General features: G+C 66.1%; 17 protein-coding genes and 3 tRNA genes. 10 read left to right on the top strand and 10 right to left on the bottom strand.

Annotated elements, in window-relative coordinates; genetic code table 11:
* Positions 1-25 precede the first annotated feature (25 nt).
* Positions 26-439, bottom strand: coding sequence for a holin family protein (locus ACE3SL_RS14105; protein WP_374526360.1), 414 nt, complete (start codon positions 437-439; stop codon positions 26-28).
* A gap of 64 nt (positions 440-503) precedes the next feature.
* Complete coding sequence (locus tag ACE3SL_RS14100; RefSeq protein WP_374526359.1) at positions 504-1,073, bottom strand: glycoside hydrolase family 108 protein; 570 nt, start codon at positions 1,071-1,073, stop codon at positions 504-506.
* 72 nt (positions 1,074-1,145) lie between these two features.
* Here ACE3SL_RS14100 and ACE3SL_RS14095 point away from each other — a divergent pair, with 72 nt between their 5' ends.
* Positions 1,146-2,123, top strand: coding sequence for an NADPH:quinone oxidoreductase family protein (locus ACE3SL_RS14095; protein WP_374526358.1), 978 nt, complete (start codon positions 1,146-1,148; stop codon positions 2,121-2,123).
* 100 nt (positions 2,124-2,223) lie between these two features.
* A complete protein-coding gene (locus ACE3SL_RS14090) occupies positions 2,224-2,565 on the top strand; it encodes a hypothetical protein (protein WP_374526357.1) in 342 nt (113 codons plus the stop codon).
* Positions 2,566-2,598: 33 nt separating this feature from the next.
* Here ACE3SL_RS14090 and ACE3SL_RS14085 read toward each other — a convergent pair whose 3' ends face one another.
* A complete protein-coding gene (locus ACE3SL_RS14085; protein WP_374526356.1) occupies positions 2,599-3,342 on the bottom strand; it encodes a TSUP family transporter in 744 nt (247 codons plus the stop codon).
* 44 nt (positions 3,343-3,386) lie between these two features.
* Positions 3,387-3,463 (bottom strand) — tRNA-Pro (locus ACE3SL_RS14080).
* 244 nt (positions 3,464-3,707) lie between these two features.
* Between ACE3SL_RS14080 and yajC the strand changes: the two genes are divergently transcribed.
* Genes yajC through secF form a run of 3 tightly spaced genes read left to right on the top strand, consistent with a single transcriptional unit; the run spans position 3,708 to position 6,699 of the window.
* Complete coding sequence (yajC, locus tag ACE3SL_RS14075; RefSeq protein ID WP_374526355.1) at positions 3,708-4,037, top strand: preprotein translocase subunit YajC; 330 nt, start codon at positions 3,708-3,710, stop codon at positions 4,035-4,037.
* Between the two features lie 52 nt (positions 4,038-4,089).
* Positions 4,090-5,703, top strand: coding sequence for a protein translocase subunit SecD (gene secD / locus ACE3SL_RS14070; protein WP_374526354.1), 1,614 nt, complete (start codon positions 4,090-4,092; stop codon positions 5,701-5,703).
* Between the two features lie 15 nt (positions 5,704-5,718).
* Complete coding sequence (secF, locus tag ACE3SL_RS14065; RefSeq protein WP_374526353.1) at positions 5,719-6,699, top strand: protein translocase subunit SecF; 981 nt, start codon at positions 5,719-5,721, stop codon at positions 6,697-6,699.
* A 104-nt stretch (positions 6,700-6,803) separates the two neighbouring features.
* Here the strand turns inward: secF and ACE3SL_RS14060 are convergent, their stop codons facing one another.
* Both ACE3SL_RS14060 and ACE3SL_RS14055 read right to left on the bottom strand, forming a co-directional pair.
* The gene (locus ACE3SL_RS14060) at positions 6,804-7,973 is read right to left on the bottom strand and encodes a glycosyltransferase (protein ID WP_374526352.1); all 1,170 of its coding nucleotides are present in this window, start codon (positions 7,971-7,973) and stop codon (positions 6,804-6,806) included.
* Positions 7,974-8,092: 119 nt separating this feature from the next.
* Positions 8,093-8,653 carry a helix-turn-helix domain-containing protein gene (locus tag ACE3SL_RS14055; protein ID WP_374526351.1) on the bottom strand — a complete coding sequence of 187 codons (561 nt, stop codon included), beginning with the start codon at positions 8,651-8,653 and terminating at the stop codon, positions 8,093-8,095.
* An 85-nt stretch (positions 8,654-8,738) separates the two neighbouring features.
* Here ACE3SL_RS14055 and ACE3SL_RS14050 point away from each other — a divergent pair, with 85 nt between their 5' ends.
* Complete coding sequence (locus tag ACE3SL_RS14050) at positions 8,739-9,221, top strand: DUF6456 domain-containing protein (RefSeq protein ID WP_374526350.1); 483 nt, start codon at positions 8,739-8,741, stop codon at positions 9,219-9,221.
* A 101-nt stretch (positions 9,222-9,322) separates the two neighbouring features.
* On the opposite strand, the gene ACE3SL_RS14045 is transcribed toward ACE3SL_RS14050, so the two are convergent.
* The 3 genes from ACE3SL_RS14045 to ACE3SL_RS14035 all read right to left on the bottom strand — a co-directional run bounded on the left by ACE3SL_RS14045 (position 9,323) and on the right by ACE3SL_RS14035 (position 11,033).
* The gene (locus ACE3SL_RS14045; protein ID WP_374526349.1) at positions 9,323-9,676 is read right to left on the bottom strand and encodes a YbaN family protein; all 354 of its coding nucleotides are present in this window, start codon (positions 9,674-9,676) and stop codon (positions 9,323-9,325) included.
* Between the two features lie 133 nt (positions 9,677-9,809).
* Positions 9,810-10,859 (bottom strand): Glu/Leu/Phe/Val dehydrogenase, encoded by a 1,050-nt coding sequence (locus ACE3SL_RS14040; RefSeq protein WP_374526348.1) that lies wholly within the window; start codon positions 10,857-10,859, stop codon positions 9,810-9,812.
* Positions 10,860-10,956: 97 nt separating this feature from the next.
* Positions 10,957-11,033: transfer RNA gene (locus ACE3SL_RS14035), tRNA-His, on the bottom strand.
* Positions 11,034-11,136: 103 nt separating this feature from the next.
* Between ACE3SL_RS14035 and ACE3SL_RS14030 the strand changes: the two genes are divergently transcribed.
* The gene (locus ACE3SL_RS14030; protein WP_374526347.1) at positions 11,137-11,817 is read left to right on the top strand and encodes a prolyl hydroxylase family protein; all 681 of its coding nucleotides are present in this window, start codon (positions 11,137-11,139) and stop codon (positions 11,815-11,817) included.
* A gap of 24 nt (positions 11,818-11,841) precedes the next feature.
* On the opposite strand, the gene ACE3SL_RS14025 is transcribed toward ACE3SL_RS14030, so the two are convergent.
* Entirely contained in the window at positions 11,842-12,588 is a 747-nt protein-coding gene (locus ACE3SL_RS14025) for an SIMPL domain-containing protein (RefSeq protein ID WP_374526346.1), read from the bottom strand.
* Between the two features lie 134 nt (positions 12,589-12,722).
* On the opposite strand from ACE3SL_RS14025, the gene ACE3SL_RS14020 reads away from it, so the two are divergent.
* The 3 genes from ACE3SL_RS14020 (at position 12,723) to ccmC (ending at position 15,901) form a co-directional block, all read left to right on the top strand.
* Positions 12,723-14,504, top strand: a complete 1,782-nt coding sequence (locus tag ACE3SL_RS14020; protein WP_374526345.1) for an ABC-F family ATP-binding cassette domain-containing protein — start codon at positions 12,723-12,725, stop codon at positions 14,502-14,504.
* 339 nt (positions 14,505-14,843) lie between these two features.
* Positions 14,844-14,930 (top strand) — tRNA-Leu (locus ACE3SL_RS14015).
* Positions 14,931-15,163: 233 nt separating this feature from the next.
* Positions 15,164-15,901: a heme ABC transporter permease CcmC gene (gene ccmC, locus ACE3SL_RS14010; RefSeq protein WP_374526344.1), complete on the top strand. Its 738-nt coding sequence runs from the start codon at positions 15,164-15,166 to the stop codon at positions 15,899-15,901.
* The last annotated feature ends 3 nt before the right edge of the window (positions 15,902-15,904 follow it).

The raw sequence follows: 15,904 nt of genomic DNA, 5'->3' as shown, positions 1-15,904 counted from the left end.
CTCCCCTTCAGGGGAGGGGATGAATTTAGCCCTCCACGCCCTTTGCTTTCCCCCACGCCCGCGCAGCCGTGTAGCCGAGATAGCCGGTGCCGAAGAGCGCGTAGAGTGGCTCGGGGATGCCAGCGAGATAGGCATTCATGCCGTCGGCGATGCCCTTTGCCATCTCCGGGCGCGCGGCGGCGATCAGGCCCATCGGGATCGCCCAGAGCAACAGGGCGTACATGACATAGAGGAAGCTCGGCCGCGCGCGGCTGGTCCACGGGTCGGCGCTGCCCGCCTCGGCGACGATCGCGGTCATCCGCGTCTTGATTGCCTCCATCTCCTGACTGCCCTCGAGCTTCAGCAGTTCGAGCTTGGCGCGGTCGCGCGCTTCAGGGTCCGGAATGATCTTGTCGATCAGCTTCGCGACGGGGCCGATCAGGCCTTCGATAATGCTCATTTCGATTCTCCATCATGCCAGGAAAACTGCGGAACTTCATTCGCGATTCGCACGTTGGGCGGCATCAGTTCTCGCCGATGCGGTTGGCGAGCCAGCCATAGAGGAAGGCCTCCTGGCTCGGGCGGCGTTCGGCGAGCGCGATGTAGCGTTCGCCCTGCAGCGCCTCCATCGCGCGCAGAAGGACCGTCTCGCCGCCCTTGCCGCGCACCTTCAGGAAGCCATCGAGCGCCGACAAAGTGCGCGGGCCGATCTCGCGATCGACCGCGATGTCGGGATAATCGCGCGCGGTGCGGTTGAGCGCGTTGAGAGCGCGCTGGAGGAAGCCCGCCGCGATGGCGGTGCCCATGTTGACGCCGGTGTCGAACAATTCGGCGGCGATTTTCGGCGCCCGTAGCGCGACGCGGTCGAAGCCGGGGCGCAGCCAATAGAGGCGGCGGTAGATCGACGCGGCCTCGGCGCGCGGCAGGTCGCGCATCGCGCCGGCATAGCCCTGCGCGCGCGCGACCGCCTCGGTGATGCCCCAGCAGGTCGGGCCGCCGCGGTCGGCGGGGTGGTTTACATATCGGCCTTCGCGGTCGATGACGGCATCGATCAGCGCGTCGGCGCCCGAAGTCGATGGGTCGGGTTTTGGCATGATTCGTTCCTTTCGGTTCATTGAATTCATTAAACGGACCATATGGGAACAATGTAGGAAAGGTTTTTCTCGATGCGGGCTTTGCAGGTCAGCGAACTTCTGCCCGGTCATGGCGGGGTCGGGCTGGTCGATCTGCCCGTGCCCGCACCGGAGCCCGGCGAGGTGCGCGTGCGGGTGCGGGCGGCGGCGGTGAATTTTCCCGACCTGTTGATGACGCGCGGGGATTATCAGCTGAAGCCCGATCTCCCCTTCGTCTCCGGTCTCGAATTTTCGGGCGAGGTCGATGCCGTGGACGAGGGCGTTACCGGCTGGCGGGTCGGCGACGCGGTGGTCGGCGGCAACCGCTTCGGGGCGATGGCCGAATATTGCGTGGTTCCCGCCGCGGCGCTCCGGCCGAAGCCCGCGATACTGGGGTGGGACGAAGCCGCCGCTTATCCGGTGGCCTATCTGACCGCCTATGTGGCGCTCGTCCGGTGCGGGCGCGTCGCGCCGGGCGAGTGGGTGCTCGTCCACGGCGCGGCGGGGGGCGTGGGACTGGCGACGGTCGATCTCGCCAACGCGCTCGGCGCGCGGGTGATCGCAGCGGCGAGCAGCGCGGAGAAGCGGGCGGCGGTCGAGCGGCTTTATGCGCCCGATGCTGTGATTGCCGCCGGGCCGAGGTTTCGCGATGCGGTGAAGGCGCTGACCGGCGGCAGGGGCGCCGATGTGATCTTCGATCCGGTCGGCGGCGATGTCTTCGACGAATCGACGCGGTGCATCGCGTTCGACGGGCGGCTGCTCGTCGTGGGCTTCGCATCGGGCCGGATTCCCGAGGTTTCGGTCAACATGCCGCTGATCAAGGGCTTTTCGGTCGTCGGGGTCCGTGCGGGCGAATATGGCCGCCGCTTTCCCGAGCGCGGGATGGAGAATGTCGCGGCGATCGACCGGCTCGCGGCAGAAGGTCGTATCCGGCCGCACGTCCATGCGGCGCTCGACCTCGCCGAGTGGCGCGCCGGGTTCGCGATGCTCGAACGACGCGAGGCGATCGGGAAAGTCGTGCTGCGTCCGTGACGAAGCGAAGGGCGCTGCCATAGTTTTGCGACATCCGCGGCCCCATGTCCGCGCCGGGGTACCCGGCGGTTTCGCCAATGACGATGAAAAAGGACAGATTATGAGGAAATGGACGATGATCGCCGCTGCGTTCGGCGCGGCCTTGCCCGGGCTTGCCGCCGCGCAGCCGCCGCAGGACGGCGGCCGCATCTTCGCGATGATGGACGCGAATGGCGACGGCAAGCTCGACAAGGCCGAGGTGACCAAGATGGCCGAAATGCGCGCCCAGCGGCAGGGCGACCCGTCGCTCGCCGCGCCCGAAAAGGTCGATGCCTTCTTCAAGCATCTCGATGCCAATGGCGACGGCTTCATCGACAAGGGCGAGATGGAAGCGATGCGCAAGGCGCGCGCGATGCCGCCGCCGCAGGAAGAGCCGCAGGACGCCCCGCAGGAGGCGAACTGAGCCGGAGGGGGCGGCGTCGATCGCGACGCCGCCTCAGCCGACTGCGATCCGGATCGCCTGAAAGAGGAAGGTCGCGCCGATCGACGTCACGAGCCAGCGGCGGCTCGTGCGGAAATACGCGTCGCTGATCCGGTCGAGAATGACGCCGCCGACCATGATACCCGCCATCGACGCGAGGATTGCGGTGGCGGTCGCGCCGAGCGGGATCGCGTCGCGCGCCGCGGCACTCAGCAGCACGCCGCCGTAAAAGACGATCTTCGAGGCGTGACCCATCGCCTGCATCACCGCTTTCGTGGCGACGATCTGGTGCCGGCCGAGCCGCGTGTTGATGAACAGCATGTCGGTCACCGGCCCCGAGACCCCCGCGACGAGCGCGATTCCGGTCGAGACGAAACCGCCGCCGAGCGCTTGCCCGCGATTGGCGGCGTCGAGCGGCAGCCAGCCTTCGGGCAGCCAGACGAGGATCGGCATCAGGCCGAGGCCGAGAAAGACGTAGAATTTCGTGGGTGCGAACAGGACGAGTGAGAAAAAGCCGACCGCGGCGGCAGCGCCCGCCCCGAACCACAGGAGAACGGGCCAGACGATATGCCGGCGGTGCAGCAGGGCGCGCCAGCTGTTCGAGGCGAACTGGATCGTGCCGTGCAGTGCCAGCGCGGCGGCGACGGGCAGCAGCCACGCGAGGACGCCCATGAAGACGAGGCCGCCGGCCATGCCAAAAATGCCTGAGAGGATCGATGTCAGAAAGGCGGCGACCACGATCAGGATGCTGGTTTGCATCGTCCGCCGCTTTCCGTCTGAACCGCTTGTATCGCGGTTCGAATTGGTCGGGACGAGAGGATTCGAACCTCCGACCCCCACACCCCCAGTGTGATGCGCTACCAGGCTGCGCTACGTCCCGACCGGCCCGATTGGGCAGGCGAGGCCCCTAGCGCGGGTTGGCGGGGGATGCAAGGCTCTCCTGTGCAATCGTCGCTGCCGCCTTGATCTCTCCGCCCGCACCCCCATGTCTGCCGCGCCTGCATTGGGGGAAGGCGCGCAGCGAGCGGTTGCGTCGAAATTCCTCGCGTGATAGGCGCCGCGCCATTATTTTGCGTGCCCGTTCCGAGGGAAGGGCGATGCTGAAAACAGAAAGTCTTTCATTCATGTCGACCAATCTGCTTCTGACCCAGGCGGCTGGATCCGGGGGCGGGGCCGCCGGTTTCATCATGCTGGTGCCCTATCTGCTGATTTTCGTCGTTTTCTGGTTCTTCCTGATCCGCCCGCAACAGGTGCGGATGAAGGAGCATCGCGCCAAGATCGCGGCGGTGAAGCCGCGCGACCAGGTCGTGACCGGCGGCGGCATCGTCGGCAAGGTGACGCGGGTGGACGATGATTTCGCCGACGTCGAAATCGCGCAGGGCGTGAAGATCAAGGTCGTGAAGTCGACGATCTCCGACGTCCTCGCGCCCGGCGCGAAACCCGCGAACGACTGATGCCTTTGGCGCTGCCGGAAACGGCGGCGCCCAGACCAACCGGAATTTCCCTATGCTCGATTTCCCGCGCTGGAAGACCATCGGCATCAGCATCATCCTGCTGCTCGGCATCCTGTTCGCCATTCCCAGCTTCCTGCCCGAAAAGACCTTCGACAAGCTGCCCTCGATCGCGCAGATCAAGGTCAATCTGGGCCTCGACCTCGCCGGCGGTAGCCACCTGCTGCTCGAAGCCGATGTTTCGGATCTCCAGAAGACGCAGCTCGCCAATATGGAAAAGACCGTGCGCGCCGCGATGCGCGGCGAGCGCGGGCCCGACGACGACATCGCGATCGGCGAACTGTCGACCGCGGGCGGCAAGATCAGCTTCCTCGTCCGCGACCAGGCGAAGCTCGACGAAGCGCGCGACCGTCTGTTCAAGGAGACAGGTGGCGCGGGGATGACGGGCCAGCGCGACTGGCGGATCGATGTCATCGATACGACGCGGATCGTGTTGACGCCAACCAGTGCAGGGCAGGCGCAGGCCATCAAGAACGCGATGGATACCGCGCGCGATATCATCGACAAGCGCGTCAATGCGCTCGGCACACGCGAGCCGACGATCATCCGTCAAGGCGACGACCGGATCGTCGTCCAGGTGCCGGGCCTGCAGGACCCGCAGCAGCTCAAGGATCTGATCGGCAAGACCGCGCGGCTCGAATTCCGCATGGTCGATGCCAATGCCGACCCGAACGAGGCGGCCGCGGGCCGTGTTCCGGTCGGCAGCGAGATCGTCCCCTATGCCGAAGGCGCCAGCGCCGGCGCGCCGTTCGAGGTGCTTCGCCGCCAGGTGATGATCAGCGGCGAGCAGTTGCTCGACGCCAAACAGGGCTATGACGCGCAGTCGGGGCAGCCGGTCGTCAACATCCGCTTTGATTCGGCGGGGTCGGCCGCCTTTGCCAAGGTTACCGCGCAGAATGTCGGCAAGCGCTTTGCGATGGTGCTCGACGGCCGCGTGCTGTCGGCGCCGTCGATCAACGAGCCGATCCTCGGCGGCAGCGCCCAGATTTCGGGCAGCTTCAGCGTCGCGAGCGCGAACAACCTTGCGATCTCGCTGCGTTCGGGCGCGCTGCCGGTGAAGATGACGGTGGTCGAGGAGCGGACGGTGACCCCCGAACTCGGCGCCGACTCGATCCGCAAGGGCGTGATCGCGGGGATCGTCGCCACGGTCTCGGTGCTGACGCTGATGATCCTCGTCTATGGCCGTTTCGGCATTTATGCGAACGTCGCGCTCTTCTTCAACATCTTCCTGATCGTCGCGATCATGGCCTTCTTCAACGCGACGCTGACCCTGCCGGGCATCGCGGGCTTCGTGCTGACGATCGGCGCCGCGGTCGATGCGAACGTGCTGATCAACGAGCGCATACGCGAGGAATTGAAGCGCGGGCGGCGCGTCTTCCAGGCGGTCGAACTCGGCTATTCGGAAGCGAGCCGCGCGATCTTCGACGCGAACGTCACCAACGTCATCGCGGCGTCGCTGATGTTCTGGTTCGGCTCGGGTCCGATCAAGGGCTTTGCGGTGGTGCTCACCATCGGCATCGTCACCAGCGTCTTCACCGCCGTCACCGTCACGCGCCTGTTCGCCTCCCGCTGGCTGCACAAGACGCGTCCGACGACGATCAACATTTAAGGAAAGGGCGACATCATGCGTTTGCTGAAACTCGTCCCCGACGACACGAACATCGACTTTCTGAAGTGGCGCAAGGTTGCGTCCGCGATGAGCTTCATCCTCGTCGCCATCTCGATCGCGCTCGTCGCGGTGAAGGGGCTGAACCTGGGCGTCGATTTCGTCGGCGGCCAGTCGGTTCGCGTCGAATTCCCCGGCGCGATGCCGCCGATCGATGAGATTCGCGAGAAGGTCAGCCACATCGGCCTCGGCGAACCGACGATCCAGCAATTCGGATCGGACAAGGCGGTCTCGATCCGCACCGCGCTGCCCGAAGGCGACAAGACGGTCGCCGACCGCGCGGGCAAGCAGCTCGTCGCGGGCATCCAGAAGGCGTTTCCGGCCGCGCACACCGGCTCGGTCGAAACCGTGTCGGGCAAGGTATCGGGTGAGCTGATCAACACCGGCGCGCTCAGCCTGGCGCTCGCGATGCTCGGCATCTCGATCTATATCTGGATTCGCTTCGAATGGCAGTTCGGCGTCGGCGCGCTCGGCCGCCTGTTTCACGAGGTGGCGCTGACCTTTGGCTTCTTTGCGGTAACGCAGTTGCAGTTCGACCTGAACAGCATCGCCGCGCTGCTGACCATCGTCGGCTATTCGCTGAACGACACGATCGTCGTGTATGACCGCGTGCGCGAAAATCTGAAGAAATACCGCAAGATGGAGATCGTGCCGTTGCTCAATCTCAGCATCAACGAAACGCTGTCGCGTACCGTGATGACCAGCGTGTCGGTGATGCTGGCGCTCGCCATGCTGCTGATCTTCGGTCCTGACGTGATTTTCGGCTTTACCGCCGCGATGCTGTTCGGCGTGTTTGTCGGCACCTATTCGTCGATCCTGATGTCGACGCCGGTACTGGTGTGGCTGAAGGTCGGCCCGCACAGCTTCGTGCCGCGCACCAGTGCGGCGACCGAAGGCGCCGAGCGTGTGACGCGCAAGGATGATGGCGCGGTGGTGTGATTTTATCCGACTGACGTCGGAAGCGGCACCGGCCCGCTCCCCCACCCGGCCTCCCCAATGATAGTAACCTAGGGAGGCCGGGTGGGGAGCGGGCTGGTGCCGCGCTAACTACGCCCCGCGCAGCGGCGGAGATGCTCCGCCAGCTCGCGGCCGTTGCGGTTCCAGTCGAAGCGGCCGGCGAGACTGGCGGCGACGTCCGCCTGCGACGGCGGGACGGCGAGGATCGAGCGCACCGCTTCGGCGATCGCCTCGGGCGTTCGCTCGACGATGCGGCCCGCGGCGGGCGAGGTGACGAGTTCGGCGGCGCCGCCGGCATCGCTGATGACAATCGGGGTCCCGCAGGCGAGCGCCTCGACCCAGGCGTTGGCGAGGCCTTCGCTGGCCGATGGCATGACGACGACGTCGGCGGCGCGATAGAGTTGCGGCAGATCGGCATTCGCGACCGCGCCCATCAGATGGACGCGATCGGCGACGCCGAGACGCTCGGCGAGCGCGCGGTAACGCCCCTCTTCCTCGCCAGTGCCGGCAAGCCAATAATGGACGCCGGGGAGCGCTGGCAACGCTTCGATGACGAGCGCCTGGCCCTTGCGGGGGATCAGCGCGCCGACGGTCGCGATTGCGGGCTGGCCGTCCATGCCGAGCGCCATGCGCGCCGCCGCGCGGTCGCCGGGATGGAAGCGCGCAGTATCGATGCCCGTATAGTGGACCGTGATTTTCGCCGGATCGAGGCCGATCACCGCCATGTCGCGGCGCATCGATTCGGAGACGGCGAGCAGCCCCTCCGCTCGATGTCCCGCTTTGACAAGCCGAACTTTCGTTGCCGCGGCGTGGCCGAAATGGCTGATGTCGGCTCCGCGCGCCTTGACCGAGAAGGGCAGGCCGAGCGTTTCGGCGACGCGCATCGCGGCGGGGCCATCGGGGTAGAAGAATTGCGCATCGACGACGTCGAAGGACTGGCGGCCAACGGCAGACAGCACGGCCTTTGCGACCCGCGCCGGGTTGAAACGCGCGCCATAGCGTGGGACCAGCGCGAAGCGCGGACGGTGGACCGTGAGGCCGTTCCATTGCTCGCGGTGCGGCAGAGCGCGAAGCGCGCGATAGCGCCGATGCAGCGAGAGCGGGAAAGACGGCAGTCCGACCGGCGCCACGACGGTGAGGTCGATTCCGGGCTGCGCCGCGAGCGCGCGCAGACTTTTTTCGACGAACAGGCCGAAGTTCGGGCGCGCGGCGTCGGGGAAAAGGGTAGCGATGGAGAGGATGCGGAGAGGCTTCACGCCACTTGTCCAATTAGAGCGTCATTGCGAGCGAAGCGAAGCAATCCAGAGCAGGCGTAAACCGCTCTGGATTGCTTCGCTTCGCTCGCAATGACGATGGGTTGGGACATAGGATGTGCTTACAAGGAACGGATCAGCCGCACCGCCACGGCGGCCCATGGCGGATTACTGACCACCTGTTGCCGCTGGCCGGTGCCGAGCGGAAGCAGGTGGAGCTTTTCGCCATCGACATTGAGGAGGCGCGCGAAGAAAAAACGGCCGGCGGGGCGGGGGACGAGCAGGTCGCGGTTGAGCGCGCTTGCCCAGTCGCCCTCGATGCGGCGGCACCAGATTTCGTCGCCTGCGCGATAATCGCCGATCGAGGAGGTGACGCGTACCGCCACCATATCCTCGCCCGGACGCGCGGTGAGCGCCTGCTCGATGCGCGTCGGCGCCTGCGCGCCATCGGCGCCGAGGTGCGCGGTGATCGTAAGCTGCGTGTCCTGCGGCAGCTGGACGAGTTCGGCGGCCTCGACTCCGAGCGCCTTGGCGATGCGATTCATCCAGCCGAGCGACAGCGTGCGCGTGCCGGTTTCAAGGCGGCCGATCGTCTGCGCGGTGGTCGGCGGGTCGCAGCGCTGGCCGACGTCCTCGAGCGTCAGCCCCTTGGCGCGGCGCACCGCGCGGATACTGTTGATCATGGCAGGTCTCCGATAACCAAATCGGTTTCTTCTTTCCTACAAAATAATCCAATGTCAAGCGGGTCGTGTGATGAAGGAGAATCGCATGACCGCACGCCGCCTCGAAACGCGCGTTCATCCCGACGACCGACTCGATCCCGGCAAGGCGGGGCCGCAGATGATGCGGCATGTAACGGTCAATGTCGCCGAAAGTCCGATCGCGTGGCTTGCGTCGCGCGGGATGTTGACGCCGGAGCAATTACAGGCGGGGGAGCGGCTGCGCGCCGATTACGAGCGCGCAGGACTGGCGGCGCGCGTGACGATGCGCTGGGATGCGGCGCCGCCGGCGAAAGGCCGCGGCGGAGCACGGGCTTCCGATGCGTCGCTGGCGCGGATCGACGCCCACCGGCGCTTTCATGCGGCGGTCGATCATGTCGGGCCGGGGCTGGCCGATATCTGCTGGCGGGTGATCTGCGCAGGCGAGGGGATTGGCGGGGCGGAAAAGGCGCTCGGCTGGCCGGCGCGGTCTGGGAAGCTGGTGTTGGGACTGGCGCTCGATCGGCTGGCGCGGTTTTACGGGGTGCGGTGATGGGCCCGGCCGACCTCCGGCGATCGGCAGGCGACCTGCCGCGCCTTTCATAACCTCGTGATTCCCGAGAAAACGGGTATGACGAAATCGGGTTTAACCTTTCACCCTTCCGGCCGCGTCCAGATCCAGCTCCCCGTCACCCCGGCCGCAATTACCGGTGCCATCACCCATGGCCAGGGTGAGAAGATCGCCGCCAACAGGATGCTGACCGCGAATGCCGCGGTCGCCGCCATCTTGCCCTTTCGGCTGATCGCGCCCTTCTCGCGCCAGGCGACGATATGATGCCCGAAATGCGGGTGGGTCAGCAGCCACGCTTCGAGACGCGGCGACGAGCGCGCGAAACAGAAAGCCGCGAGGATGACGAACGGGACCGTGGGTAGCAGCGGCAGAAATGCCCCGATCGCGCCGAGTCCCAGCGAAGCCCATCCTGCGACCAGATAGAAATGCCGTTTCATCACGGGCTGGCTTAGCGGATTTGGGTCGTTGCGCCACCTGTATCGTCGCCCCCGCTAAGGCGGGGCCGCTGGAGGCCTTGTCCCCCGCCGGCGACGTAAAACGACTGCGGCCCCCGCCTTCGCGGGGCGGCGCTTACCCCCGGCCGATCAGCTTCTGCGCCATCCGGTCGGCGACGGCCGATGCCGGCGTACCGCTCGCCTTGCTCTCGGCCCAGATCTCGGCCAGCCGGCCGGGGATCAGGCGGATGCGGCTCTCCACTTCCTCGCGGCTGCCCTGCCCCAGATATTCGAGGGCGACGTTGATGATCCCGCCCGCGTTGATCACATAATCGGGAGCATAGACGATGCCGCGGTCGTGGACGCGCTGGCCGTCGGCCGCGGTCGCGAGCTGGTTGTTCGCGCCGCCCGCGACGATCGGGACGCGCAGCTTTTCAATGCTCCGTTCGGTCAGGATCGCGCCGAGCGCGTTGGGGCTCAACACATCGGCCTCGATCTCCATGATCGCCGCCGAATCGGCAAGGTCGGCGCCCAGTTCCTCGGCGAGCGCCTTCGCGCGTGCCAGATTGACGTCGGCGAGGGTCAGCTTCGCGCCTTCGGCAGCCAACCGCCGCGCGACGCCGCCGCCGACGCTGCCGACGCCCTGAATCGCGATCCGCACGCCTGCGGCGCTGTCGGTACCGAGACCTTCCCGAATCGCCGCCTTGATGCCCAGATAGACGCCAAGCGCGGTGAACGGCCCCGGATCGCCGCCCGCTTCGCCGCTCGCCACGGGAAGCCCGCTGACATGCTTCGTCTGCTTGGAAATCTCGACCATGTCGGCATCGGTGATCCCGACATCCTCGGCGGTGACATAGGCCCCGCCCAGCGACTCGACCGCGCGGCCGAATGCCGCGAGCAATTCGGGGGTCTTGGCGCCATTCTCGTCGGCCAGGATCACGCCCTTGCCGCCGCCCATCGGCAGCCCCGCCATCGCATTCTTGTAGGACATGCCGCGCGACAGGCGGAGCGCATCGGTAATCGCCGCCGCCCGCTGCGGATAGTGCCAGTAGCGCACGCCGCCCGCGCCGGGGCCGAGATGCGTCGAATGGACCGCGATAACCGCCGTCAGCCCGCTCGCGCGATCGCGGAACATATGGACATGTTCATGATCGTCGAAATCGGCGAAATCCCAGACAGCAGACATGCGCGCCTCCTCGCGTTAGAAAATTACGTCATTGCGTAATAATCCGTCCGGGTCCGGGTGTCACCCCAAAAGCTGCTATGCGCAAAGATAGAGAAAATGGGGCGACCAATGGGGCTCGAACCCACGACCTCCGGTACCACAAACCGGCGCTCTAACCAACTGAGCTATGATCGCCACACGCCGGGCGAAACCGCCTGCGACAGCGCGCGGCGATAGGCGCGCCCTCTCCCTTCGTCAAGCATTGTTCGCACGCCCCCCGCATCCCTAAAAGCGCACCATGGCTGGCAACGAACATGTCGATATGGCGACCTCGGGCGCCGACCGCACCGCCGGCCGGCTCGCTGCGGTTCCCGGCATCCGGCGCGCGCCCTCGCCGAAGCTCCAGCAATATATGCTCCCGCGATTCCTTGATGCCGAAACCTGCGCCGGGCTGATGGCGCTGATCGATGGCGACGCCCGCCCATCGACGATCGCCGACCCCAATGGCGACGAAGCCTTCCGCACCAGCTCGACCTGCGACCTTGATCACCGCCTGCCCCTGGTCATCGCGGTGAACCGCCGCCTCCACGATCTCACCGGCATTCCGCTCGCCTACGGCGAGCCGCTGCAGGGCCAGCGCTACGATGTCGGCGAGGAGTTCAAGGCGCACACCGATTATTTCGATCCGGACGGCGCGGACTGGGAAACCTATTGCGCGGTGCCCGGCCAGCGCAGCTGGACGCTGATGATCTACCTCAACGAGCCGCCCGCGGGCGGGGCCACGCGCTTCCTCTCGACCGGCAAGATGCACCAGCCCGAAACGGGCAAGCTGCTCGCGTGGAACAATGTCCGCATCGACGGCACGCCGAACCCCGAAACGCTCCACCACGGGATGAAGGTGCGCAAGGGCCGCAAATATATCATCACCAAATGGTTCCGCGAACGGCCCTGGCCGTGGGCGGAGGGGGAGCTGGGCTAAGCCAGCCCCCTTCCTCCGGAAGTTTTAGCGAACCAGCCGATACTGAAAACTCAAGGTCAGCGTGTTCGCGACCTGCCCCGGCTCGACCGGGGTCGCCTTGCCGGCGGCGTCCATCGCCTGCATCCGCACCATCGGCATCGGCGGTTGCGGCCCACCGAAGCTGCCTTCACTGAGCGACACCAACTCGGCGCCGCGATAGCCCGCGAGCCGCGCGTAATCGGCCGCCTTCGCTTCGGCTTCCTTGATCGCCGCGCCGCGTGCGCCGACGAGCTGCGCGTCGGGGTCCTTCATCCCGAACCACGGCCCGTCGACATTGGTCCCGCCCGCGGCGACGAGCGCGTCGAGCAGCGGCCCGATATCGTCGATCTTCGACGTCGTCGCGCGAACACTGTTCGAAACCTGATAGCCCAGGAAGCGCGGCGGCTGGCCGTCGCCGCGGTTGTTGTAATCATATTGCGGCGACAGGTTGATGCCGCTCGTCTGGATATCCTCGGCCTTGATCCCGCGCGCCTTTGCGGCGGCGATCAGCTTGTCCATCGCGGCGGCGTTGGCACGCATCGCTTCGACCGCAGTCGGGGCGGTCGTGGTGACGCCGGCGCCGACGGTCGCCTGATCGGGACGCGAGCGCACTTCCTGGCTGACGCTGAAAGAAAGAATGGGCCCCTGTGCCGTCGCTGTCGTCACCGTCGATCCTCCCTGTTGGGCCGTGGCGGGCACCGCCGCCATCAGCGCGATACCGGCAGCCATAGCGGTGAGCATTTGCTTCGTCATTTCATTCTCCTGTGGACCGGAGTTCCGGCCGTAACTGATGACCACTCCGTAACGCTGACGGAGCGAACCCGTTCCGGCCTTTGCGTGGGATACGCTTGCATGATGCTGAACGCGCCAGTAGCGAGCCGTTCATCATGGCAGCACCGATCTTATCATATGAAGGCCTCGGCCTGGTTCAGGGCAGCGGCTGGCTGTTCCAGGACCTCGACATCTATATCGGCGCGCGCGACCGCCTTGCGCTGATCGGTCGCAACGGCGCGGGCAAGACGACCTTGCTCAAGCTGCTCGCAGGCAGCATCGACGCCGACAAGGGCAAGCGCACGATCGTCCCCGGCACGCACGTCGTCCTGCTGGAACAGGAGCCCGACTTCCGCGGCTTCGCGACGCTGATGGACTATGCCGTCGCGGGCAACGACGGGCCGCCCGAGCATGAGGTCGCCGCCATCGCCGACCAGCTCGGCATCGATATGAGCCGCGAGGCGGCAAGCGCCTCGGGCGGCGAACGCCGCCGCGCCGCCATCGCCCGCGCGCTCGCGCAGAACCCCGACGTGCTGCTGCTCGACGAGCCGACGAACCACCTCGACCTGGCGGCGATCGACTGGCTCGAAAACTGGCTGGCGCGCTACACGGGAGCCTTCGTCGCCATCAGCCACGACCGCACCTTCCTCACCCGCCTGACGCGGCAGACTTTGTGGCTCGACCGCGGCAGCATCCGCCGCAAGGAAATCGGCTTCGGCGGCTTCGATGCCTGGATGGAAGGGGTGTTCGCCGAGGAAGCGCGCGCCGCCGAAAAGCTCGATGCCAAGCTCCGGCTCGAGGCGCACTGGCTCGAACGCGGTGTCACCGCGCGCCGCAAGCGCAACCAGGGCCGGCTTGAGAAGCTGATGGAAATGCGGGCCACCCGCGCATCGATGATCGGCGGCCCCGGCGTCGCCAAGCTCGGCCTCGCCAACGACGATGTCCGCTCGAAATCGGTGATTGTCGCCGATCATATTAGCAAGCGCTTCGGCGATCGCACGATCATCAAGGACTTCGATTTTCGCGTCCAGCGCGGCGATCGCATCGGCATCGTTGGCGCCAATGGCGCGGGCAAATCGACCCTGCTCAAGCTGCTCACCGGCGAAATCCAGCCCGACGAGGGCACGGTCACGCTCGCTCCGACGCTCGACGGCATCGTGATCGACCAGCAGCGCAGCCTCCTCTCGCCCGAAAAGCGCGTCCGCGACATCCTCGCCGACGGCGGCGACTGGATTGAGGTGCGCGGGGTCAAGAAGCATGTTCAGGGCTATTTGAAGGACTTCCTCTTCGATCCCGCCATCGCCGAGGCGAGCGTCGGCGCATTGTCGGGCGGCGAGCGATCGCGCCTGCTGCTTGCACGCGAATTCGCCCGCGAATCGAATCTGCTCGTCCTCGACGAGCCCACGAACGACCTCGACCTCGAAACGCTTGATCTGCTCCAGGAAGTCATCGCCGACTATGAAGGCACGGTGCTGCTCGTCAGCCACGACCGCGACTTCCTCGACCGCACCGTCACCGTGACGCTCGGCCTCGACGGATCAGGCAAGGTCGATATTGTCGCCGGCGGCTATGCCGACTGGGAAGCGAAGCGCGTGAAGCCCGTCGCCGCGAAGGCGAAGACCGCAACCGGCGAAACTATACCTCCTCCGCCGCCACAGGCGCGCAAGAAGCTCAGCTACAAGGACCAGCGCGACTACGATCTGCTGCCCACGCGGATCGAGGAAATCGATACGGAAATGGCAAAGATCGAGGCCGAGTTATCCGACGGCAGCCTTTTCACCCGTGACAATGCGCGCTTCACCGCGCTGACCAAGCAGCTCGATACACTGCGTGACGAGAAGGGCGCCGCCGAGGACCGTTGGCTGGCGCTGGCAGAAGAGGTTGAAGCGCTGGGGTAAACAGCTTTCGGGTGGGAGTAGCATCCTCTCTCTTCGCCATTCCCGCGAAAGCGGGGACCTGAAACATGCGTCGGCCGACCTCGAACACCGGATTCCCGTTTTCACGGGGACGCCGCTGCTGTAATTCGCCGGGAGCCGCCATTTTGGCTTCGAACAAGAGCGGGCATTGCTCATCGGGGTGGCGGGTTAGGGGCGGCTCAGGTGGACGCCGTCGTTGAGGCGGGCTCTCCGGATGGATAATTGTGCGAGCGAAGGTTTGCAAAACAGACTGGAAATCGGCTTCGGTCCTACCTATAGGGCCCCGAAGTCGATGTTTGGCCCGCGAGCGCCAATCGGCACGCGGGTGTGGCGGAATTGGTAGACGCAGCGGATTCAAAATCCGCCTCTGGTAACAGAATGCCGGTTCGAGTCCGGCCACCCGTACCAAATGTTTCCGGCAGATCCTTGCGACTTGCTCAGTTCCAGTTCGGCTCGATACGCATCGGCCACTTCTTTTGCCGGGCCTGAAATTGACTTCGCTCAATGGTTTTTGCGAGACTCCGTGCCAAGGGCGCAAGGGTTGACGGCGTGCGCCCGTCAGGCGACAGGGCGTCGCCGGGTCGCGCCGGGCAATTCACTGGACCGATAAACCGGCCTCACCTAAAGACGACGCGAGACCGATGCACGCTTACGCCAATCCGACCCGCTTTCTGGCGATCGCCAAGCCGCTGACGCCGTGGCTGTTGTGGCTGGGGCTTGCGCTTTTGCTCGCGGGCGCCTGGGCGGGACTTGCAGTGGTGCCGGGCGAATCGAAGCAGGGCGACACCGCGCGCATTCTTTATGTCCATGTGCCCTCGGCGTGGCTCGGCATGGGCGGCTGGACCTCGCTCGCGATCACCGGCCTCGTGCAGCTCGTCTGGCGCCATCCGCTCGCCGGAATCGCGGCGCGCGCGATCGCGGTGCCCGGCATGTTGTTCACCGCGCTTTGCCTCGCGACGGGATCGATCTGGGGCAAGCCGACGTGGGGAACCTGGTGGGAATGGGACGGACGGATGACCTCGATGCTCGTCCTCCTCTTCCTCTATGCGGGCTTCGTCGCGCTGACGACGGGCGACGAAGGGCAAAGACAGGGCGGATCGCTGTCGCGCGGTGCTGCCATTTACGCTCTCGTCGGCGCGATCAACATTCCGATCATCAACCGTAGCGTCGTCTGGTGGAACAGCCTGCATCAGGGGCCGAGCATCACGCTCGGCGGGTCGAGCATCGACGGGGCGCTGCTATGGCCGCTGGGCTTGACTCTGCTCGGCTTTTCGCTGCTGTTCGGCGCCATCGTCCTGATGCGGATGCGGCGGATCATCGCCGACAATCGCGTCGCGGCGCGGCTGCGGCGGCTCGCCGACGACGACGAGGGGCTTTGAGAT

Origin of the sequence: Sphingopyxis sp., assembly GCF_041916015.1 — a bacterium.
Classification (GTDB): domain Bacteria; phylum Pseudomonadota; class Alphaproteobacteria; order Sphingomonadales; family Sphingomonadaceae; genus Sphingopyxis.
The sequence above is the reverse complement of the archived record's forward strand: the minus strand, read 5'-3'. Positions and strand labels throughout refer to the sequence as shown.

Bases quoted from the DNA above. Each gene is read 5' to 3' on its own strand.
- ACE3SL_RS14100 (WP_374526359.1), bottom strand. From the start codon at position 1,073: ATGCCAAAACCCGACCCATCGACTTCGGGCGCCGACGCGCTGATCGAT.
- yajC (WP_374526355.1), top strand. From the start codon at position 3,708: ATGTCGACCAATCTGCTTCTGACCCAGGCGGCTGGATCCGGGGGCGGG.
- ACE3SL_RS14025 (WP_374526346.1), bottom strand. From the start codon at position 12,588: ATGACGAAGCAAATGCTCACCGCTATGGCTGCCGGTATCGCGCTGATG.
- ACE3SL_RS14105 (WP_374526360.1), bottom strand. From the start codon at position 439: ATGAGCATTATCGAAGGCCTGATCGGCCCCGTCGCGAAGCTGATCGAC.
- ACE3SL_RS14045 (WP_374526349.1), bottom strand. From the start codon at position 9,676: ATGAAACGGCATTTCTATCTGGTCGCAGGATGGGCTTCGCTGGGACTC.
- ACE3SL_RS14085 (WP_374526356.1), bottom strand. From the start codon at position 3,342: ATGCAAACCAGCATCCTGATCGTGGTCGCCGCCTTTCTGACATCGATC.
- ccmC (WP_374526344.1), top strand. From the start codon at position 15,164: ATGCACGCTTACGCCAATCCGACCCGCTTTCTGGCGATCGCCAAGCCG.
- ACE3SL_RS14055 (WP_374526351.1), bottom strand. From the start codon at position 8,653: ATGATCAACAGTATCCGCGCGGTGCGCCGCGCCAAGGGGCTGACGCTC.
- ACE3SL_RS14090 (WP_374526357.1), top strand. From the start codon at position 2,224: ATGAGGAAATGGACGATGATCGCCGCTGCGTTCGGCGCGGCCTTGCCC.
- ACE3SL_RS14050 (WP_374526350.1), top strand. From the start codon at position 8,739: ATGACCGCACGCCGCCTCGAAACGCGCGTTCATCCCGACGACCGACTC.
- ACE3SL_RS14040 (WP_374526348.1), bottom strand. From the start codon at position 10,859: ATGTCTGCTGTCTGGGATTTCGCCGATTTCGACGATCATGAACATGTC.
- secF (WP_374526353.1), top strand. From the start codon at position 5,719: ATGCGTTTGCTGAAACTCGTCCCCGACGACACGAACATCGACTTTCTG.
- ACE3SL_RS14095 (WP_374526358.1), top strand. From the start codon at position 1,146: ATGCGGGCTTTGCAGGTCAGCGAACTTCTGCCCGGTCATGGCGGGGTC.
- ACE3SL_RS14020 (WP_374526345.1), top strand. From the start codon at position 12,723: ATGGCAGCACCGATCTTATCATATGAAGGCCTCGGCCTGGTTCAGGGC.
- ACE3SL_RS14030 (WP_374526347.1), top strand. From the start codon at position 11,137: ATGGCTGGCAACGAACATGTCGATATGGCGACCTCGGGCGCCGACCGC.
- secD (WP_374526354.1), top strand. From the start codon at position 4,090: ATGCTCGATTTCCCGCGCTGGAAGACCATCGGCATCAGCATCATCCTG.